Below are 21,286 nucleotides of genomic sequence, written 5' to 3'. Positions count from 1 at the left end.
CTTTCACTTTCCATTAGTTATTACTCATCAGTCATCAATCATTATTTAGCAGATTCGGGGTAGCTGTTCTCCAGCTAGCATATTCACTACCCGGCGACCACCGATGCCGCTGGTTAGCACCACTTGTCGCAGATGCTCATCAGTTACTTCACCAATACAAGCTGATCTGGCAAAACCATTTTCTCGCAACTGCCCCAGGGCAGCTTCGTAAATGTCTTCGGCTACAATAGCTAAAAAGAGCCCTTCATTGGCAACGTAGAGCGGATCTAACCCTAGCAGTTCGCAAGCTCCGGCTACCTGTTCGTCTACCGGAATATCCACTTGCCGAAGGTTCACACCTAAGTTAGCACTGCGAGCAATTTCGTTGAGCACTGTACCTACTCCACCCCTAGTCGGGTCGCGTAGCAGATGTACTGATGAGCCAAATTCGTCTAGTAAGTTTTTCACGGGTTGATGCAATGGTGCCGAGTCTGTCTGAATTTCGGTTTCGAATTCTAGTCCTTCCCGCACCGACATAATTGCCATTCCGTGATTGGCTAACGGCCCACTAACAATTATTTTATCTCCGGCTTGCACGCGATTGATACCAATATCTGCTTGCGGGTGTACTTTCCCAATTCCGGCAGTGTTGATGAAGAGTTTATCGCCTTTGCCTCGCTCAACTACCTTCGTATCTCCGGTTACTACTTTCACTTCGGCTTGCTTGCAGCATTGCTGAATAGTTAAAAGAACTTCCCAAAGGTCAGTCATCGGTAGGCCTTCTTCAATAATCAGACTCAATGAAAGGTACTGCGGTATTGCACCGCACATGGCTAAGTCATTGATCGTTCCGTTGACCGCTAAGTCACCGATGTTCCCTCCCGGGAAAAAGAGTGGTGAAACCACGAAACTGTCAGTAGTGAATGCGGTATTTCCTTCTAGCGAGAGCTGCGCTCCGTCGTGACGCTCATTTTCTAATTCATCAGAAAACAGGTTGAGAATAACATCGTCCAGTAGCTTGTTGGTTAGCACCCCCCCGCTGCCGTGCCCCATCGTGATTACATCGAAATCAAGTTCGGGCAGGGGACAGTTTAATTGCATTCGGAATTGAGTCATCGCTAGGCTTCTTGATAGTGAAAGTACGCGGCACAAGCTCCTTCGGAAGAAACCATGGGTGCGCCCAGCGGAGTAGAAGGCGTACAAGCTTTGCCAAACTGCGAACACTCAAAAGGCTTCTTTAGTCCTTTCAATACCTGTCCGGCAATACATGCTGCACATTCCTGAGCGTGATGAATATTAACTGAGAACTTTTTATTGGCATCAAAAGCCGCCAGTTCTGGGCGCACCTCGTAGCCACTCTGCGGAATAGTGCCGATTCCGCGCCACTCTCGATCCGCTATTTGAAATACCTGTTCAATGGCTTTTTGTGCGGCTAAATTTCCTTCGGGGCGAACCACTCGTTTGTACTGATTCTCCAACTCATACTGATTACGCTCCAACTGCCGAACCGTCATCAGAATACCTTGTAGCAAATCGACTGGCTCGAAACCAGTTACTACGATAGGAATCTGATATTTCTCAGCAATGGGATAGTAAGCATCAATGCCCATGATGGTGCAAACGTGCCCGGCAGCCAGAAATCCCTGAATCACGTTTTCATCATCAGCCAATACGGCTTCCATTGCGGGAGGCACCAATACGTGCGAAGCCAGAATAGAATAGTTGGTCAACCCAGCGCGTTGCGCATGCAGTACCGAAAGCGCGTTGGCCGGAGCCGTAGTTTCAAATCCTACTGCAAAAAATACTACCTCGCGGTCAGGATTTTCCTTAGCTAGCTTAACTGCCTCTAGCGGAGAATACAAAATGCGGACGTCAGCCCCTTTAGCTTTCGCTTGCAATAAGCTACGTTCCGAACCCGGCACGCGCAGCATGTCGCCAAATGAGCAGAGAATCACGTTTTTCTCTTCAGCTAGGTAAACAGCTTTATCGATTAGGTGAAGGGGCGTGACGCAGACCGGACAACCGGGACCGTGTACCATCGTAATCTCGTCGGGAAGCAGACCCAGTAAGCCGTTTTTTACGATGCTATGAGTTTGCCCCCCGCATACTTCCATAATTGTCCACGAGCGAGTCACAGTTTTACGAATTTCTTCCAAATAAGACTGAGCTAATTCAGGGTCGCGGTATTCGGTTAGGAATTTCATAGTAGGTTGCTTTTAAATTCTATTCCACGTGGGTGTACTAGCCAAATGAAGATTTTTATCAGAATCTAGCTTGGCTATTCTTCTTCTTATTTCAATATTTCGTTTACCCTTTATTATTAAGCGTTTTAACCAACTTTTCTCGCTTAACAGAAGGAGAGTATATTGACCAGCTACCTCTTCTTTTATTTCAGCAACTTGTCGTTGATATTTTTCGGTTGCTTGCCAACGCTTTCTACCACCGAAGGTAATTCTGTTATCTTGCATAGTTAGTGTACAATAAGAGTTTGTTTGATTTTCTGGGAGAGATTTATAAGAACTGATATTCTATATGATCCATGTATATTAAGTTTCATCGGTGGCAGTCTATAAACGCCTAATTTCTGAATGCTTGCCCTTGAGCCGGGCGGGCTTCTACCGCATCGGCGGTCCGATTTTCCATCGATGAAAAGTAGACAAAAATCTAGAAGAATTTGAAATTGCACCGGCAACCCGCCGCGTCCACGGTGGATCGCTACGCTCAGACAGCAAATTCTTCCCTTTCTGAACGAAGAGAATGTTTCTTATATTCATAACTTACGTTAACACTTAGTGCGTCGGCTCGAAAATTCAGCGGGCGTGTGTAAGCTTTTGTGCGAAGAAGCATTGAATTTTTCGCCCGGCGACCCGGTTGATTTTTTGGCGGCAGCCGCGCTGTTCGTTTTTGTGTCAAGACGGGGTCTCCCAGACAAAAATGAACGAGCAAAGTGTAACATCTTTGAGAAGTCATTCCATCTTCGGATTAATATATAGCAAAGCCTTCCAAAATGTACTCATTTTGAGAGTAATTTTCGTTGGTCAGACTTCTGGGTTTAGTTCGTCTAGTTCACCAACTTCCTTAAGATATTGGAAGGTTTCTTTCGCTTCTTTTTCGTCTACTACGCTAATGGCCACTCCTACGTGAACCAGCACGTAGTCGCCTTCTTGGGCGTGAGGAACCATCTCGAGCGTGGCTTCTTTGGTGATGCCACCGAACAGTACCTGCGCCATTCGCACCGTACCGTCGTACTGCATTTCTATTGATTTGATCTTTCCGGGAATTGCTAGACACATAAGTTATTAATTGACACCGCGTCGGCGGCCGATGAACAATGGATAGTTGCTTTGTCTTTTTACTGCATCACAGGTTACAGACTTCTTAAATAATCATCAAACAGTTGTACTTTTCTAAACCCTTGCTTTCTTAACCCTTTGTACAAAGGTTTATCCCGAGTCAAAAGTGGTAAATCTAGCTGCATTGCTAATGCCACGTAACTGATATCCTTCAAATCAACCTTTTCTAATAGCTGTTCAGATTTGTCTAAAATACTTTTCTCTAAAACGTACTGAGGAAGGATTGTCAGATTAGTAAAAACGAAGTAAGTCCACTTAGTAAATTGGGTTTCAGATACTTTGGTTTTATTCTTTAAAACGTCTTTGTACTTCTCTACTTCTACAAAAGCAAAGTCTGGTAAGATAAAGCTATTGAAGGATAAAATAGGTCTGTAGCCTACTTTACCACTTATAAGAATGCTCATTAGAACATTAGCATCAATTACAAAGTCGGTCATTTATCTGCGAAGTATTTATGCTTCTCTTGTTGCCATGCCAAATGACGTGCGGTTTGCCACTCTTGGTCGTTTTGCAGATCAGTATCCTGTAGGTCTTCTAACACGTCTTGAGCCGCTGCTTTAAGTAACATCTGTTTTACAAAATCCTGCAAGTAGTCTTCCACCTGTTTGCGTCCAAACACCTGTACAACACTTTCTTCCAGTTGAATCTTAAATTCTATCATATCATTCAAGTTAAATCCTTTCTGCAATTTACTATTTTCTTGTGGCTTTGTATTTACCTCGCGCATCTGGTCTGATAACTAACTAAGCACTACTGCTGATACGCGCTCACAAAGTCTCCATTGATTCGCCTCTTGTTACTGTAGGCACGTGTGCCTTTTGCTGAATTTGGTAGTAAGCCAATTGACCGAAGGATATATTTTCATCGTTGGGTGATAATTGGTGGTGGAAAAATAGTTCGTAGTCATCCGCCATTAGTTTATGAACCATATCCACTAGCAGAGCATTCTGGAACACACCGCCACTCATCGCTATTTTCTTGGTACCTTGCTGCTGAGCTACTTTTTGGATACAATCAGCTAGTGAGTAGTGAAAGCGAGCCGCAATGAATTTATTGCTATGCTCGTCCTTATCTCGAAGAATTTCATCTATCAACGATTGATAAGGAACCGTTTCTCTAATCTCAGTCTCACTGAAGTAACTGGTTAGTTTCCCATAACCATAACGTTCAATATAATCATTTGCAACAGTTTCCAGTAACAGCGCAGCTTCACCTTCGTAGGTAGCCCGATCAATCAGACCTAAAATACTGGCTACTCCGTCAAATAAACGACCCACGCTAGAGGTTTTAAATCCATCAGCTCGATTCACTTGTTGGGTGTAATGCTTCCATTCTGTCGTAGAAAATTTTTGCTGAACAACATAGCTTCCGTTGGTCAATGACAAAGCCGATAGGCGAGGCTCATGAGCCATTTTATCTCCCATCAAATGTGGGAAATACTCGAGGTGAGCTATTCGTTCGAAGGAATAGTTTTGATACATAAAGAATTCGCCACCCCAAATTTGCCCGTCGTCGCCTAAACCAGTTCCATCCCAAATCACTCCCAGCACAGATTCATCGGCATCAATCAATTGGTTCTCACCCAGCACTGCTGCAAAATGGGCTTGATGGTGCTGAACGGTTTCTACGGATACCTGAAACTCTTTAGCCAACTGCTTACCTAATTGCTTAGAGAAATACTGCGGATGCTGATCGGTTAAAATAACTTCTGGCTGGGCATCAAATAACTCGAGCAGGTGGGATAATACGTTACGATAGCTTTGCTGCGAATCGTAGCTGGCTAAATCACCCAAATATTGGCTAACATACTGGTTGCCGCAGTGAGTATAGGCGAAGGTGCTTTTCAGATCACTGCCCATCGCCAGAATGTTTTTATCAGAAGTTAGTGGTTCCGGCAATACCAATGTAGGTGCCATTCCTCGTGAGCGCCGTAGTATAATTTTTTGTTTAGCCTCTGGATTAAACCGAACCACCGAATCATCTTGGGGAATAACGATCTCTCGGTTATACGTCAGACGAAAATCAACTAATGACGATAGTTGGCGTTCAGCAGCTTCTTCGGTATAAACAATGGGTGAACCGCTGATATTAGCACTGGTAGCTACCACTGGCTTACCTACTTCTTGCATCAAAATTTCAAATAGCGGAGCGTAAGGTAACACTACTCCTACTTGCTGTAAGTTGGGAGCTATTTGCTGGAGCGCCAGCCGGTTAAATGCTAATCGCTGTTTTCCCGCATCAGTTACTGGAAGTAGCACAATTGGTGACACCGAACTCGTTAGCAACTTCTTAACCTCTTTACTTACTGGAATATCCTGTCGCAGCTGATCCAATGAAGGATACATGACTGCAAAGGGTTTGGTCGGGCGATGTTTTCTTTTTCTTAATGTACTTACTGCTTCAGCGTTGGTAGCATCGCAGACCAGTAAATAACCACCTACTCCTTTGATGGCAATGATCGCTCCGCCCCGCAACTTTTCAACAACCTGATTAATGATTGATGGTTGACCTGTCCCGGACTCAGTTCCGGGATGATTAGTGATTAATTTTCCTTGGGCATCATAAAGCGCGAATGTAATTGGACACTGGGGGCAGGTATTGGCCTGGGCATAGTAGCGTCGGTCGGTCGGGTCATCGTACTCTTGCTGGCAATCCACACATAATTCAAATGGAGCCATAGCAGTGGTAGCGCGGTCGTAAGGCAATTCCTTGATGATGGAGTAGCGGGGGCCGCAGTGGGTACAATTAGTAAAGGCATAATGGTAGCGGCGGTTATCTTTCTGATTTAATTCAGATCGACAAGCAGGGCATAGTCCCAAGTCCGGCGTGAGTAAAACATCCCGATGGTGGGTACTTTCGCTGTGAACGATTGAGAAGTCACGAAACTCTTGGGAAGCTACTTCTTGAAGACTATCGTTAGTGATTCGGGCTATCGGCGGATGCTCCTCAAGGATTGCCTCGAGAAATAGCTGCGCTACTGGTTGTGAAGCATTCACTAAAACCCGCACCCCATCACTACGGTTGCTCACCTGCCCGGTGAGGCTAAATCGCTGGGCAAGCTGATAGATGAAGGGGCGGAATCCCACCCCCTGCACTTGCCCTTGAATATGGATTTGATAGGTTGGCAAAAGAAATTATACAGATGCTTCCTGAGTCTGACTTTCTTGTTTCTCTCGAACTTTATCCAGCAACCACTCACACCAGGCATCAATACCTTCGCCGCTGGTGCTGGAAACCTGAATCATTTCAATATCGGGATTCACCTCGCGGGCATCCTGGGTGACTGCTTCTACCGAGAAAGGTAAATACGGCAGTAGGTCAGCCTTCGATACCAGCATCAGATCACTGGTTAGGAACATCCGGGGATACTTCTTCGGCTTATCATCTCCTTCGGTAGTTGCCATTAGGGTGACTCGGTAGTCTTCGCCCAAATCGAAAGAAGCCGGGCATACCAGGTTACCTACATTTTCTACAATCAGCAGTTCTACTCCATCCAGATCGACCTGATCCATTGCTTGCCATACCATCTGAGCTTCTAAATGACAGATACCTCCGGTTACAATTTGTAAGGCTTCCACTCCGGCATCTCGGATTCGGGCAGCATCTCGCTCGGTTTCTAGATCGCCTACCAGCACCTTCATTTTTACCTGATTGCTAATACGACGAGCTGTTTCCTGCAACAAAGTCGTTTTTCCACTACCAGCCGACGAAGTGATATTAATCATCAGAATATTTCTTCGCTGCATCTCCTTGCGAATATTCTCAGCCACAAAGTCGTTGGCTTTTAATAGGTTAAGCGAGGTATTTTCGCACTGTACGCTTCCTCTCGCTCCCTTGCTTGATTTTTCTATTGCCATAGTTTTTTAGTTGAAAGGTGACAATTGATAGTTGATAATTAATTATTGCATTTTCCACCGCACGGCGGTCACTTTTCATTATCCATTTTCCACTATCAATTTTTCATTAAAATGTACTTGGTGAATAAGTAACTCGGTTCCCTGGACTACATTGTTGTTCAGTTGTCCGCACTCTTCGCACACAAACTTGTACTGATGCACTTCCGATTTATGATCGCAAGCGGAGCAGTAGATGGCTACGGGTACGGTTTCAATCTCTAGTTTCACTGCTTCGTACTGCTTGTCGGTTTCGGTCAAGGCTTGGAAAGCGCTTTGCATTAGAATAGGTTCTACATTAGCGAGTAAGCCCACCTGCAAATTCACCTGTGCCAATCGGTTCATTTTATCAGCGGGAAATTCATCTTCCAGCGTTCGGAAAATACTGCGAACCAGAGACATCTCATGCATAGCCTTCACTTTTAGCTTCCTGTTCTAATCGGGCTAGCTCCTCCAAATGTCGATCAGCTTCAGTTAGCAAATCTGGTGCATCTACTAACGTTTTCACTTCCTGAGCTTTGTTGAGCATATCCTGGTACCGAGTTTGATTAAAATTATCGTCTCCATTATCCAGAAACCAACTGGCTTCCAAATAATTGAGTAAGGTGATTGACCGCTCGTAAGGATATACCGAGGTACGAACCGCTAATGCTTCTTTATAATATTCTAATGCTTTTTCGTAATTATCAATTCGCAAAGCAGTCGGATACTTCGTCAGGGCATTGGCGTAGTTATTACAAACCAGTCCGTATTCATACGGATGCGCTTCTTTGGTAAAGAAAACTAATGCTTCCTGAAATGACGTGGCTGATACCGCCGCCCAGATTCCTTTTTTCTGCTGCAAATCTGACATTTCCGCGTAGAGTACTCCCAAGTGCGCGTGAATCTGAGCGAAGGTTTCGGGAGCCTCATCCCGCTTAAAAACTTTCAGAGCTTCCTGATAGGTATCAATGGCTGGTTTGTAAAACTGAGGGTTACCGTTCTGTGCCCAAGTGTACAACAAGGTTCCTTTTCTCAATAGACTACTTCCCGCCAGTTCAGGTAAATCCTGCGCCCGAAAAATATCCAATGCCCGATTGATATACCCTAAGGATTCCGAATAACTCTCAGAGATATTGGCTACTTCGGAAGCATCAATCAGTAGTAAGCCTACCTCAGCCATTCGCTCCTGTCGCTCCAGATACGTCAGCGTCTCCCAAAGCAAATCTTTTAGGCTATTAATCCGATTCTCATCGTAGGGCACTGACAAACGCGCCATCCAAGCACTAATCAGAACCGACTTCAGGGCGTAGGAAGCTTCCTCAGATAAATCTTGGGAAAGATGCTGTTGCAGTAATTCTTCTGCTTTGGCACCCTGGTTGGTATCTAATAGTAAAGTAGCATATTGCTTCAGCGTGAAAGCATGATGCTCATTGTCTGGTGCAATTGCCAACGCTTTCTGATACATCTGCTGCACTTCGGCTAACGTTACTGCCAAAGGCCAAAGGCCATATTGTTGAAGCAACGCTATATTGTGATTAGAACGACAACCTTCTTTATCCAGAGTATCCGCTAACTCGTTAGGTAGCGGTTGATTGGTCTGTAAACAGCCAAGGCTAATCACTTCATTGTAGAGTTTGGGGTGCTTTGCAAGGTAGTTTTGAGCCTCGGCGTAGTTGCCCAAGGCTATGAAAATGTAGCCTAGTAGGGTTTCAGAACTAAATGCTACCGGACTGCTCATCAGAAAAGGCGGAGCGTTGTTGTCCCAATTTAGCGGCATGATGATACCTCGTTCGTCTACGATCAAATTCGCCACTAAAGCGTCTTCGGTAGTAATCGTTATTAACTCCGATAGCCGAGGCACAGCATCGATGATTTGCGCCACTTCAGCCTGACGGGTTTTATTTAGGTAAATAGTTATCATGCTTCTTACAAATTAATCTTCAAAATACCAGAGGTATCTTGCATAGTATACTCCAACTCACGATCCTGATTATCCAGCGCATTATCAATCAGGATTTCGTGCAAGGCAATGGTTTTGTCACCCTGCAAGTTTCTAGTTTTAAGCAGGTGCTGACTCGGCTTATGCATTTTGTAGAACCACTGTTGAGAAACCGCGGCAATAAGTAGAGTACCGCGCTCCGCTTGATAAGCCAAATAGGCTTGCGGATCATCGCCAAATACTTTCGTAGCAATCTCGCCCGGAATGTACAAATGAGACGATTTTAGGGTGATGCTGTCCATGTTGCCTCCTCTAAAATATATTCTACTACCCGGTCGCCCGCTTGCTGCACTACTTCGGACATACCTACCTCTAAGCGGGTATTGTCAATCGCAATCAAATACACCTGAATATCTTCTGGGTACTCATCCTGCATTAATTTCTTGGCATACGAAAGGGCTTGATCCCACTTGATACTATGCAGAAAAACCATAGGATCGTCTTGGGGTGCCTTTCGAACTTTCTCGGCCGGAACCCGGTATAGCGTTCCTATCGGATCACCTGTATTGACTACTGCATCCACCAAGATAATTTGCTGATGCCCCTTCAATTGAAAGAGCACCTCAAAAGCGGAGGTACCCATATCAAACAGGCTAACGTCTTTCCTATCGGAAAGCATACGCTGAAGTTGCTGAATTACGTAAGTTCCCACCGCATCGTCGCTCCGTACTGGATTTCCGAAACCCATGATAGCGATGCGGTGAGCGGTGCTTCCCGTCATAGTCATACTCACTACTTCTTGTTAAAAGAAAATCTTCCGCTACAAAACTACAGTTTAAAACGAGCCAACTCTTTTTCGTCCTTAGCATCGTGGGCGTGTACGGTACACACCAGACAAGAATCAAAGGATCGGGCGACCATGCCAACTTCTACCGGATCGTGGGCATCTTCGATCTCAGTTCCTTCTAAAGCCGCCTCAATCGGGCCAGGTTTACCTTCGCCATCGTTCGGACCTACGTTCCAGGTAGTAGGGGCTACTACTTGGTAGTTTTCAATTACACCATTCTTGATCTCAATCCAGTGCGCTAATGCTCCGCGAGCTGCTTCGGTAGCTCCCCAGCCTTTGCCGTCACGCTCTTCCGGCTTGATGTAGAATTCCGCATCCAGATCAATTTGTCCGAGCCATTCGTTGATATACTCGTAGATGCGCGGTGCTTCGTGCATCCGGGCTAAGGTACGAGTGAATACGCTCGGGCCTTTTTCCTTCATAATGTCCCCGAACAATGGATCACGGTTTTGGTGCTCCAGGTTCGCCGGATTGGCTGCCATAATTACCCGCGATAGCGGCCCAGCTTCGGCAGCGTGTTCCATGTACCGGGGCGATTTAGACCAACTATACTTTCCGTCGAAATCAGTTTCGGTTAGTATAGTAGACGTTTCTACCGGAGTGGGGATAGGTTCTTCCCACGGATGTAGTGGAGCGTGATCTTTAAACCAAGTGTGCTGTACGTGCTCAGAAACTTGCATATGATCGAGGGCATGGTAATTTTCACCATCGTAGAAACCACCCGCGCTAATCAGTGCATCGTTACGTGCTTCAATTGTTGGACGGTTGTATCTGTCCTTATGCAAATACGTGCCGAAAGCCAAGTACTTGCCTACTCCCTGACCGAAGGTGTCTAATCCAAATTCTAACGAAGCCCGAATGAACAAGCCTAAATCACTATTACGTTGCGACTCGTTTTCATCTACCCAAGCCATCAGGTCATCCCAAGATTTCACTTGAAGGTACCGCTCGATTGAACAACCCAGCCAAACCGGTTCTAGCCAATCATTACGAAACTGATTCATAATAGCATGTGCCCGCGTAATGTCTTTCAACGTTGGAGCACACATTACCCCACCGGGCACCATGTAGCTGGAGTGGGGCCACTGTCCACCAAATAAAGCGTACACTTCTACTGGACGACCACTGGCCGTTACTCCCTTCTGGAAGGACGTGCCTACATAAGCGGCAAACCGCTTTACCACTTCCTGATACAAAGGCTTGCTGGCAAACTTCTTATTTGCCATATCAGTAGCGAAAATGGCGTAAAACCAGCGAGGGATACTCTGGATGGTTTCGGTTGCCTGACCAATGGCCCTAAGTAGTAATGCGTTAGGAGATAACTGAGTTTTCCAGGCAGTATCTAGGGCAGAGGAAGCACAGTAGAGGTGAGAGCCACCGCAAATCCCGCAGATACGCGGGGTGACGATTAGGCCCGACTGAGGGTCTTTACCCTGCATAATCTTCTCAAAACCCCGAAACATGGCCGCTTGGGTATGAGCACGGGTTACTACCCCGCCTTCCATGTACACCTTCACGTCCAAGTCACCCTCTACCCGACCTACGGGCGAAATATTTAATTCTTTTGATTCCATAAGTATAGGTTGATAGTTTTTATTTTGAGGTTACGGTAAGCTCTTTGTTCGTAGGCAATACTTTCTCCCAACCCGCCCGGGCGTAGTACAGTAGCTTCGATTGACCAGTCGGTACGTCTTGCGGAAATACCCCCAGATACTTCATAGTATTGAAGACACTACCCTTCTGCAAATCGTGGTGGGGAAAACCCGGTTCGGTACAGCCCAAACAAGGGTGATTTGCCCGGGTTTTGCTAGATTGCCGATTCCAGAGAATGCGGTTGCAACTGGCGTGAGTCATCGGCCCTCGGCACCCTACTTCGTAAAATAAGCAACCACCGCGCTTTCCGAAGTGTCCATCTACTTTCTGAGCAAAGTTATTTACGTTAGGGCAACCCGCCTGCACGAAATCAGTGAAGAAGGTTTTAGGGCGATGGTAGTCGTCCAACAGAATATCTTTAGCCCGCCCAGTGGCAATGCCTACCAGAATTTGAGTAATCCAGTCGGGGTGAGCCGGGCAGCCGGGAATGTTGATTACGGGTAATCCGGCTTGCGACTTGTAGTCAGCACCTAAAAAACCCCCTTTGTCCTTTTTGAGGAACTGCATTCCGGTAGACTCACTAGGGTTAGGCGGTACGGCGGGAATTCCGCCCCAAGTGGCACAGTCGCCAATCGCTACGGTAAATTGGGCAACTTCTGAGAGTTCCTTCACCCAGTTCATCATCGGTCGGTCAGCAAAGTAGTTCATGGTGCCTTTTCCGTTAGGCCCCTGCACAATTGACCCTTCAAATACAAGAATATCGAGCTGGATTTTTTTGGAAATACAATCTTTGAGAAGATCGGAGACTTGTTCGCCAATTTCTAAGCCGATGGATGGGTGCCAGAGGATGTTGATGCCGAAGTCAGTAACCAGTTCCACTACAGTGGGTTCTTCGGCGTTGAGGAATGACATAGTGTTACCACTGCAAGCTCCACCCTGAAGCCACAATACATTAATCATAATTTAGTAGGTTGGTTGACAAAAGGTAGCAATTCGCGGTTATGATTTGACTACTGTTTTTAACGAATTGATAATATATAGGAAAGACTATTAATTAGAAAATATTTTCTAATCTTTTCAGAGAGTCTATATCAATTCTAAATAAGGAACAGTATGGGCATATTATTCTGACGGAGCCAACAGAGGTTGGATTAGTTCATTGTATTCCGTTAATCCACGAGCAGTGAAGTAGGGGACAAATTGATTCCAAATGTCTCTTTTATACTCTCGCTCATTGTCTACTGATCTGCCCTGCAACGCTCGATACGAAGGCCAGAGGGTAATAATCATTGCGATGGTTTCTGCTACCGCCTGATAGTTTGGTTGAGAGCTGTTGGCACAAACAATACCGCGTTTGATATGAAAATCGAACCGCTTTTGAACTTGAAACACTAATCGGGAAAATGATTGCTCTCGGGGGTGCAATAACTCCTGGTTGGGCCAAGGCGAGTTGTCCGTAAAGTAAAATGCGTAATGCCGTTGAAAGTAAAACCACTCCTTTAGCTGCTGATCAAAATCTAAAAGATCAGGGGTTTTCCGGAATAGCTTGAGAATTTCTTTTGCTTCATTAGACAAATAATGAAATACTGCCAGCGTAATAGCATCCTTATTTTTGAAATGATAGGCTACGTTACCAATGCTTAATTCGGCTGAGTCAGCGATTTGCTGAAGTCTCACTGAGGCTACTCCGTGGGCGTTATAAAGCAACGTAGCCGTCTGAATAATCTTTTGCTTAGTAGCAGTCATTGAGCTGGAGAATCGTATTCGGCTCCTTTATCAGTTACCATTGTATTGAAACAGGCTTTTATCCACTTTTAGGGTTCCCCGCTGGTCTTTAGCGGCCAGTCGCTTCATATAGTACGCGCAAGTTTCGGCCTTAGACTGACAAAAGCAACTGGTGATCTTGCGCTTAATTAGTCGATAAGGATTTTTGTAGTGGGCAAATACAAGGTACACTTCCCACTCCCCTCGGTTAAACTTAATATTCTCGATAACAGCGGAGTCTTGTAACCAATAATCATCGTACAACAGATTAAAGTCTACCACCCCACCCACTATCTCAGTAAAGTGAAGGTTGTTGCAGGCATCTAGCATTTCTTGATACGCTTGTCCGTCCAAATAAAAATCACCGTTCATCTAAAAACAGATTTACTAACCTAAGGGGTAATATAGAGAAATAAAATTGAGTTCTGAATTATTTCACAAATCACTTAATGAGCGAATGGCTGATTGCACCAGGGCTTGGGGCTTGGGGCTTGGGGCTTGGGGCTTGGGGCTTGGGGCTTGGGGCTTGGGGCTTGGGGCTTGGAAATTATTCATTACTAGATTACGATCTTCAGAAGATCAATTTTAAATTCCGGTCTCCGGTCTCCGGTCTCCGGTCTCCGGTCTCCGGTCTCTGTTCCACAGCGGCCGGCCTCCGGTCTCCGGCTTTTTCACTCTGCCAGACGAACGTAGATCAGTTCATCAACCGTGCGCCCTTCTTTGGTTACACTTTGGCGAAGGCGAGCTTCCAGATGATAACCTGCTTTTTTCAGCACCCGGCCTGAAGCCAGGTTATACTCGAACACCCCAGCGTACAAACGACAAACATCAAAATGCTTGAGCACGTAATCCGAAAGAGCTTGCACGGCGCGGGTAGTGATTCCCTGCCCCCAGTGGGCTTCGCCGAGCCAGTAGCCAATCTCAGCCGTACGGCGATACACATCATCCTTAAAAACCACCCCTACAGCACCAATCACCTGTCCCTCAATCACGATAGCTAAGTTGATTGCCATTGGATCTTGATTTGCTATCTGAACCCAGATCTGGGCGTCTTTTAATGTATACGGATGAGGAAATCGATCCCGTACATTTTTCCAAATCTGATAGTTATTACCATGTCGAGCCAATGAAGGCTCGTCGCCCGCTTGCCAAGGACGCAATAGAATATCGCCCAAATCCAGGCGAACCGGACTTAGCTTCGGTTTTTGATCCATTGATACAGTCGTTCTACATCTTCTTGATGGCAGAGGGTGGTACCTTCGTTCATGGTGGCGGCTGTTCCGGCCGCCACGCCGTAACCCACTACATCTAACAAAGAAGCTTCCTGCGATAGTTGAAGCACCATTGCTCCCACCATGCTATCGCCTGCCCCTACCGTACTTTTTTTCCGAACGGTGGGAGCGGCCACGTACTCAATAGTATCTGCCGTAGCTAGCATTGCCCCCCGAGGCCCGAGCGAAACCACTACTATCTCACATTTTCCGTTGTTGATGAGCTGTCGAGCTAATTTTTCTTGCTCTAGCCCTACTACTTTTTCTTGCCCAGCTAACGCACTTAGTTCGCCCAGATTTGGCTTTAATAGATACACTCCTTCTTCAGCCGCCCTGAGCAAAGCTTCTCCAGAGGTATCTACAATGCAACGAACATTTTGCTCTTTCGCCCAACGGGCTACTTCGGCAAAAATGGTTACGGGCGAATGGGGTGGCAAACTGCCACTCACAACCACGTAATCTGCCGAAGGTAACTGCGCCTTTATTTCTTTCCGTATTTGCTCCCATTCGGTTTCGCTCAGTGGGTCGCCGGGCATCCCGAAGCGATACTGATGCTCGTGCAGAGTATCAACTACAACAAAATTTTCGCGGGTCCAGCTTTGGCAATGGATTCGGTGCTGCTCTACCCCGGCCTCAGTCAGCATATTTTCTAGCTTATCACCCGTAGGCCCTCCGGCTACGTACAAACAGCGAGAATTACCTCCTAATTTTCGAATGGCTCGTGACACGTTTACTCCCCCGCCACCGGGGTCGTAGTGAGGTGCTTCGCAACGCAATTTAGAATCTGGCTTAATACCGTTTACCTGAGTACTCTTATCAAGTGCCGGGCTAAAAGTGATGGTTAAGATGTTCATGTTGTGGTTTATTGGTTCAATGGCTCAATTGCTGATTGTTGTAATTTCTGTCTTCTGTGAACATATCACTTTCTTTTGAAATCAAAACTTATTTGGTCAATTCTAGTACTATTATACGGGTCTACCGATTTTTTAGTCACCTTACCAACCAAACTATATGGAAATTTTTGCCAGTGGCGAAGCCTGGATTGCTTTGCTAACGCTCGCCTTCTTAGAAATTGTATTAGGGGTAGATAACATCATTTTCATTTCTATAGTATCTAATAAACTACCCGTTGAGCAACAGGCTAAAGCCCGCAACTTGGGTCTAATTCTGGCATTAATTTTCCGCATTGGCCTTTTACTGGGCATTACCTGGATTATTGGTTTTACCCAACCACTGTTTACTTTATTAGGATTTGAGATTAGTGGGCGCGATCTGATTCTGATTGCTGGGGGAATTTTTCTCTTAGCTAAAAGTACTACCGAGATTCACCATAAGATTGAGGGCGAAGAACATGCCGAAAGCAGTGGAGGTCGTAAAGTATCGTTTTCGGGTACCATCCTACAGATTATTCTACTCGATATGGTTTTTTCTTTTGATTCTATCCTAACCGCCGTAGGGTTAACCGAAGAGGTGCTTATTATGATTATCGCGGTGGTTATTGCCATGACGGTGATGATTACTCTGGCCGGTAAAATCAGCGATTTTATTAATAAGCATCCTACCTTGCAAATTCTGGCTCTTTCATTCCTGATACTGATTGGGTTTATGCTGATCGTTGAGGGACTACATTTCCACGTGCCGAAGGGCTACATCTACTTCGCCGTAGGCTTCTCACTACTGGTAGAGGTGCTTAATATGAAGCTGCGAAAGAAAAGAAATCCCGTACAGTTACGCGGTCAGCGAATGCATCCTGTACCTGAAAACAAAGAAGATAAGGTTGTTGAGGGAAGCTAATACTGTTTTGGTTTTCATAAAAGTAGTGAAAGGGAAGCCAAGAGGTTTTCCTTTTTTGTTTTCAATCAATTGATATTCAGATGTATCCCTGAGGTACATCAAGGGCTAATCAAGAATCAAATTTTACTTTTCGCCTGTAATATTCAACCACAATGATTCACTTCATAGGCCGACAATCACTTGTATTCTAAGTTATTGTCAATAAATTTGAGATTCTCATTTTTCTTTCAATCAACGCTACTTTTATGTTTAACCTTCCTTTATGTACTGTATGAAACAATTCTTCTACTTACTTTTTGGGCTGGCTTTACTAGGACTTTGCTCCGCTTCAAGCTTTGCCCAGTCGCGCACGGTTTCCGGCACCGTTACTGCCGATGAAACCGGAGAAACCCTACCGGGGGTGAACGTGCTATTACAGGGCACTTCTACCGGTACGGTCACCGATATTGAGGGAAACTACCGTATTTCGGTAGACTCTGACGATGCCATGTTAGTATTCTCCTTCATCGGCTACGAAGCTCAGCAGCAAACCGTAGGCAATCGTTCTGAAGTGAATGTGAGCCTAGCCTCTGATGTAGCCCAACTAGATGAAATCGTAGTAACCTCTTTTGGTATTGAGCAAGAAAAAGAAGCTTTAGGCTACGCGGTGCAGGAGTTACAGGCCGAAGAATTGCAGGAAGCTCAACAGCCTAATCTGGTAAATGCCTTACAAGGTCGGGTCGCCGGAGTACAAATCACCAACTCGGGCGGAGCCCCTGGAATGAGCTCCCGAATCATCATCCGAGGAATTACTTCTCTTGATCCTAACGCAGACAATCAACCGCTATTCGTAGTGGATGGCGTACCGATTGACAACAGCACCATTGAGTCTGGAACAGGAAACACACCCCGAGGAGCTAGTAACCGGGTAGCTGATTTAAATCCTAACGACATTGAATCACTCAATGTACTAAAAGGAGCGGCAGCCACAGCCCTGTACGGAGTACGGGCGGCCAACGGTGCAGTAATTATCACCACCAAAAAAGGAGAAGCCGGAAGAGTGCGGGTAAATCTCAACAGTACCGTCGGTTTCGAGCAGGTCAATCGGTACCCTGACTTTCAGGAGCAGTATGGACAGGGGTTTTCCGGCAACTATCAACCCACCAGTTTCTGGCCGAGTTGGGGTGCCCCCATTTCTGAGGTTCAAGTACTTGATCCTGAACATCGATTCTACGACAACACCCGGAACTCAATGGAAACTGGATTGCAAGTTGATAATACTGTCAGCGTATCGGGTGGTAATGAGAACGCGACCTTTTATGCTTCTTTCGCTAATCTTGATCAACAAGGGGTAATTCCATTTAGCGATTGGGGAAGAACTTCGGCCAAACTTTCGGGGTCCGTGAATATGGGCGACCGATTAGATGTGACAGGCTCTATCAACTACATCAATTCGGGTGGTAACCGGGTGCCTCATGACCGATTTATGGAACGGCAAATGTATTGGGCGAATACCCAAGATGTGACTGACTACATCAATCCCGACGGAACCATGCGAACTTACGGGAATAATAACCCGATATACGATGCCCGCTTCGCTACTTACGAGGATAACGTAAACCGGGCGATCGGAAACCTTAGCCTAAATTATCGCCCTACCGATTGGTTTAGTATTTTATATCGTATTGGTACCGACTACTACAGCGACCAACGAACTCAGGTTTTACCAGGGCCGTTAGGCATTGAGGGCGAAGTAGCTCTGTCCGACCAAGGGTTTATTGAAGAACGAAGAATTAACAGCCGAGATATTAACTCCACGCTAAACTTTACATTTAACCATACCTTTGCCGAGAAGCTAGAAACCACGTTACGGTTGGGTAATGATGTATTTGACCGAAGTAGTAATGAGCTTCGTTCTCAAGGTGATGACTTTCTCATTCCTCAGTTTTTTCATCTAAGCAACACCAGCCAGTTAGTTACTGAGTACAGCGTAAGCCAGAGACGTCTGGTGGGAGTGTACGGTGACCTGTTATTAAACTACGACAACTTCCTGTATTTAAACATTACCGGACGGAATGACTGGTCATCAACACTACCTGTAGATAATCGCTCGTTTTTTTATCCATCATTTAATTTAGGAGTCGTTTTCACCGAAGTGCTGGATGTTCCTGATTTTCTGAGCTACGGAAAGTTTCGGGCTTCCTATGCTGAGGTAGGTAAAGATGCCCCTCCTTACGCTACCGGAATTACGTATACGCAACCTACCAGCGGGGGCGAACCAATTTTTCCGCTGGATGGCCAAGTAGGGTTCACCCGTAATGGTGCGTTCGGTGACCCTAACCTGAAACCTGAGCGTACTGCTTCGGTAGAACTCGGGGCTGATTTACGCTTTCTGAACAATCGACTTTCGCTAGACTTTACCTGGTATCAACAAAACAGTCGCGACCAGATTGTTCCGGTTCCGGTATCTAATGCCACGGGCTTTACCCGGTTTACCACCAATGCTGGGGAAATTGAAAACCGAGGTATTGAGCTGGTACTAAGCGGCACTCCAATTCAAACCCCCGATTTCTCATGGGATGTATCGGTCAACTTTACCCGTAACCGTAATCGGGTAATAGAGATTCGGGAAGGGATTGAAACCATTGTGTTGGGTGACCAATTTGGATACGCAGGTAGTACAGTGACTATGCGTTTGATCGAGGGGGATGCTTACGGTAATTTGTACGGACGAAGTTACGAACGCTACTACGCTGACGGAGCCCCCGAAGACTTACAAGTCTTAGATGCTGATCGCCCCTTGGTTATCAACAGTTCTGGCAACAATGCGGGCTTTCCCGCGATCAATCGCGAACAGTTGATTTTAGGCAACTCTCAACCTGACTGGTTCGGTGGACTTCGGAATAGTTTTAGTTACAAAAACTGGGATTTATCGTTTCTGATTGATGCCCGGGTAGGTGTTGATCAGTACAATCAGTTCGGTAACTTCTATTCAGCCTTTGGAAAACTGGACTATTCCTTAAACCGTAACGATGTGGTGGTTTTTGATGGAGTGCTGGAAGATGGATCGCCCAATACTCAGGAAGTCTGGATGGGGCAGGGGATTGGCCCGGAAGGCCGGAACTACAGTGCCGGGTTCTACCGCAATTACTACCGGGGCGTTTCCGAAAATTTTGTGCAGGATGCTTCTTTTGTCAAGCTCCGCAACCTTTCGTTGGGCTACCGATTACCTGCCAATTGGCTAGACCGTACTCCGCTGTCAGCCGCTAGTTTCAAAGCGACGGTCAATAATGTTATCCTCTGGACTCCCTGGAACGGCTTCGATCCCGAGTCATTTAGTGCCGGAGCAGGTGGCAATGCTACTGGCTTTACCGGACTAGGCTACCCTGGAGTACATAGCTTGATTTTCACCCTGAACCTAACTCTCTAAAATAGTGATGAAGTACTTACAATATATTTTGAAAAGCAGCTTGCTGGTTGGGCTGATCGCCTTCGTCAGTAGTTGCGAAGATTACCTAGACATTAATACCGACCCGAACAACCCAACCGTAGCTCCGCTGACGGGTTTGATGACTAGCACTACTTTTGAAACAGGTAATAATGTCCAGGATTTAGGTGGTATTACCGCGTTTTACGTGCAGCAGTTGGCTTCGCCTAACCCGGCTAGTTCTACCGACATCCACGACGAGGTGTCTTACGGAAATACCTGGTTTAACTTGTACAACGTGATGACCGACCTAAGCGACTTAGAACTGCAAGCGGAAGAAGCTGGGGCTACCGAATATTTGGGAGCAACTAAAATCTTGAAAGCACTAAATCTAGCGATGACTTTGGACGCTTGGGGAGATATTCCTTACGAGGAAGCTTTCTTCGCCGAAACCCTCACCCCAGCTTACGATGATGATCAAACCTTATACGCCGAGGTTCAACAATTGCTGGATGAGGGAATTATTGAGTTACAACGAGAGGGATCAACTGCGACGATCGGTAACGATGACTTTATCTTTGGCGGCGATACCGATCGTTGGCTGAAACTAGCTCACGGTCTAAAAGCTCGATACTTATTGCACCTCAGTGAGACTGACCAGTACGACCCCCAAGCAGTACTTGCCCAGATAGATCAGGGATTAGCTAGCAGTGGAGACGATGCTCAGGTTGCGTACTTCGAGGAAGAAAGAAACCCCTGGTGGTCGGTGGCGAATAGTAACGCGAACCTGATCCTCGGCGGGTGGATTTCGGAACAAATGGTGGAAGCAATGGATGGTACGACCTTCGGCTACGTAGATCCTCGTCAGATTCTGATGTACGATACTACTGATGCTGGGGAGTTCATCGGGACTCCTAACGGAGCCGGACGAGGGGATGCTCCCGAGCAAGGAGCCCGCTCTACGCTGGTCACCGGAAAATTCTATACCGAAGAAACCGCCCCGATACTGGTGTTTACCTACTTTGAGCAGAAGTTCATAGAAGCCGAGGCTGCCCTGGATGCGGGTGACCGGGCGCGGGCTTATTCGGCTTATCTGGAAGGTATTCGGGCGCACATGACAAAAATTAATATTGACGAAGAGGATGGGGGTATCAGCCAGGAAGCAATTGAAGCTTACCTAAGTACTCCAGCAGTAGCGGTGGGTGCTGATAATCTGACAGAAGAGCTTATCTATAAGGAGAAGCATATTGCTATGTTTCTGCACCCAGAGGCTTGGGTAGATGCCCGCCGCTACGATTATCAATACCAGGGCATGACACTTCCGGCGAACCACAACCCCGAACTCAATAGTCAGTTTATTCGACGATTGATCTACCCCGATTCCGAAATCACCCGAAATGGGCAAAATGTTCCCGAGGTTTCGCTGGCTGATAACTTGTGGTGGGATCAGTAGAATAGACGATGA

21 protein-coding genes are annotated in these 21,286 nt (G+C 46.2%); 3 read left to right on the top strand and 18 right to left on the bottom strand.

What is annotated here, in order from left to right:
• Positions 1-45: 45 nt before the first annotated feature.
• The 18 genes from hypE to P0M28_RS19975 form a co-directional block, all read right to left on the bottom strand.
• The gene (hypE, locus tag P0M28_RS20060; protein WP_302204574.1) at positions 46-1,095 is read right to left on the bottom strand and encodes a hydrogenase expression/formation protein HypE; all 1,050 of its coding nucleotides are present in this window, start codon (positions 1,093-1,095) and stop codon (positions 46-48) included.
• Positions 1,096-1,097: 2 nt separating this feature from the next.
• Positions 1,098-2,183, bottom strand: a complete 1,086-nt coding sequence (gene hypD / locus P0M28_RS20055) for a hydrogenase formation protein HypD (RefSeq protein ID WP_302204573.1) — start codon at positions 2,181-2,183, stop codon at positions 1,098-1,100.
• A 12-nt stretch (positions 2,184-2,195) separates the two neighbouring features.
• Positions 2,196-2,447 (bottom strand): hypothetical protein, encoded by a 252-nt coding sequence (locus P0M28_RS20050; RefSeq protein WP_302204572.1) that lies wholly within the window; start codon positions 2,445-2,447, stop codon positions 2,196-2,198.
• A gap of 570 nt (positions 2,448-3,017) precedes the next feature.
• Positions 3,018-3,272: a HypC/HybG/HupF family hydrogenase formation chaperone gene (locus P0M28_RS20045; protein WP_302204571.1), complete on the bottom strand. Its 255-nt coding sequence runs from the start codon at positions 3,270-3,272 to the stop codon at positions 3,018-3,020.
• 74 nt (positions 3,273-3,346) lie between these two features.
• Positions 3,347-3,769 carry a PIN domain-containing protein gene (locus P0M28_RS20040; RefSeq protein WP_302204570.1) on the bottom strand — a complete coding sequence of 141 codons (423 nt, stop codon included), beginning with the start codon at positions 3,767-3,769 and terminating at the stop codon, positions 3,347-3,349.
• Positions 3,766-3,993 carry a hypothetical protein gene (locus tag P0M28_RS20035; RefSeq protein ID WP_302204568.1) on the bottom strand — a complete coding sequence of 76 codons (228 nt, stop codon included), beginning with the start codon at positions 3,991-3,993 and terminating at the stop codon, positions 3,766-3,768. The genes P0M28_RS20040 and P0M28_RS20035 overlap by 4 nt, the downstream gene beginning before the upstream one ends.
• 106 nt (positions 3,994-4,099) lie before the next feature.
• On the bottom strand, positions 4,100-6,460 hold the full coding sequence (gene hypF, locus P0M28_RS20030; protein WP_302204566.1) for a carbamoyltransferase HypF: 2,361 nt from the start codon (positions 6,458-6,460) through the stop codon (positions 4,100-4,102).
• A gap of 6 nt (positions 6,461-6,466) precedes the next feature.
• Positions 6,467-7,189, bottom strand: a complete 723-nt coding sequence (gene hypB, locus P0M28_RS20025) for a hydrogenase nickel incorporation protein HypB (RefSeq protein WP_302204564.1) — start codon at positions 7,187-7,189, stop codon at positions 6,467-6,469.
• A 78-nt stretch (positions 7,190-7,267) separates the two neighbouring features.
• Positions 7,268-7,636 (bottom strand): hydrogenase maturation nickel metallochaperone HypA/HybF, encoded by a 369-nt coding sequence (locus tag P0M28_RS20020; RefSeq protein ID WP_302204562.1) that lies wholly within the window; start codon positions 7,634-7,636, stop codon positions 7,268-7,270.
• Positions 7,629-9,128, bottom strand: coding sequence for a hypothetical protein (locus tag P0M28_RS20015; RefSeq protein WP_302204560.1), 1,500 nt, complete (start codon positions 9,126-9,128; stop codon positions 7,629-7,631). Before P0M28_RS20015 ends, P0M28_RS20020 begins: the two co-directional genes overlap by 8 nt.
• Positions 9,129-9,133: 5 nt before the next feature.
• A complete protein-coding gene (locus P0M28_RS20010; RefSeq protein ID WP_302204559.1) occupies positions 9,134-9,448 on the bottom strand; it encodes a hypothetical protein in 315 nt (104 codons plus the stop codon).
• Entirely contained in the window at positions 9,430-9,927 is a 498-nt protein-coding gene (locus tag P0M28_RS20005) for a hydrogenase maturation protease (RefSeq protein ID WP_302204558.1), read from the bottom strand. The genes P0M28_RS20010 and P0M28_RS20005 overlap by 19 nt, the downstream gene beginning before the upstream one ends.
• Positions 9,928-9,974: 47 nt before the next feature.
• Entirely contained in the window at positions 9,975-11,567 is a 1,593-nt protein-coding gene (locus P0M28_RS20000) for a nickel-dependent hydrogenase large subunit (RefSeq protein ID WP_302204556.1), read from the bottom strand.
• 19 nt (positions 11,568-11,586) lie between these two features.
• Complete coding sequence (locus P0M28_RS19995) at positions 11,587-12,546, bottom strand: NADH-quinone oxidoreductase subunit B family protein (protein WP_302204555.1); 960 nt, start codon at positions 12,544-12,546, stop codon at positions 11,587-11,589.
• A gap of 162 nt (positions 12,547-12,708) precedes the next feature.
• Positions 12,709-13,332 (bottom strand): TetR/AcrR family transcriptional regulator, encoded by a 624-nt coding sequence (locus tag P0M28_RS19990; RefSeq protein WP_302204553.1) that lies wholly within the window; start codon positions 13,330-13,332, stop codon positions 12,709-12,711.
• A gap of 30 nt (positions 13,333-13,362) precedes the next feature.
• The gene (locus P0M28_RS19985; protein WP_302204551.1) at positions 13,363-13,722 is read right to left on the bottom strand and encodes a hypothetical protein; all 360 of its coding nucleotides are present in this window, start codon (positions 13,720-13,722) and stop codon (positions 13,363-13,365) included.
• A 299-nt stretch (positions 13,723-14,021) separates the two neighbouring features.
• On the bottom strand, positions 14,022-14,564 hold the full coding sequence (locus P0M28_RS19980) for a GNAT family N-acetyltransferase (RefSeq protein ID WP_302204549.1): 543 nt from the start codon (positions 14,562-14,564) through the stop codon (positions 14,022-14,024).
• A complete protein-coding gene (locus P0M28_RS19975; RefSeq protein ID WP_302204547.1) occupies positions 14,543-15,475 on the bottom strand; it encodes a 1-phosphofructokinase family hexose kinase in 933 nt (310 codons plus the stop codon). Before P0M28_RS19975 ends, P0M28_RS19980 begins: the two co-directional genes overlap by 22 nt.
• A gap of 157 nt (positions 15,476-15,632) precedes the next feature.
• Between P0M28_RS19975 and P0M28_RS19970 the strand changes: the two genes are divergently transcribed.
• From P0M28_RS19970 to P0M28_RS19960, 3 genes are all read left to right on the top strand, one after another.
• Positions 15,633-16,415, top strand: a complete 783-nt coding sequence (locus P0M28_RS19970; RefSeq protein ID WP_302204545.1) for a TerC family protein — start codon at positions 15,633-15,635, stop codon at positions 16,413-16,415.
• Positions 16,416-16,686: 271 nt separating this feature from the next.
• Complete coding sequence (locus P0M28_RS19965) at positions 16,687-19,824, top strand: SusC/RagA family TonB-linked outer membrane protein (protein ID WP_302204543.1); 3,138 nt, start codon at positions 16,687-16,689, stop codon at positions 19,822-19,824.
• A 7-nt stretch (positions 19,825-19,831) separates the two neighbouring features.
• Entirely contained in the window at positions 19,832-21,274 is a 1,443-nt protein-coding gene (locus P0M28_RS19960) for a SusD/RagB family nutrient-binding outer membrane lipoprotein (RefSeq protein ID WP_302204542.1), read from the top strand.
• Positions 21,275-21,286 lie beyond the last annotated feature (12 nt).

The sequence above is a fragment of the Tunicatimonas pelagia genome, assembly GCF_030506325.1.
GTDB lineage: Bacteria > Bacteroidota > Bacteroidia > Cytophagales > Cyclobacteriaceae > Tunicatimonas > Tunicatimonas pelagia.
This window is presented reverse-complemented; position numbering and strand designations above follow the sequence as displayed.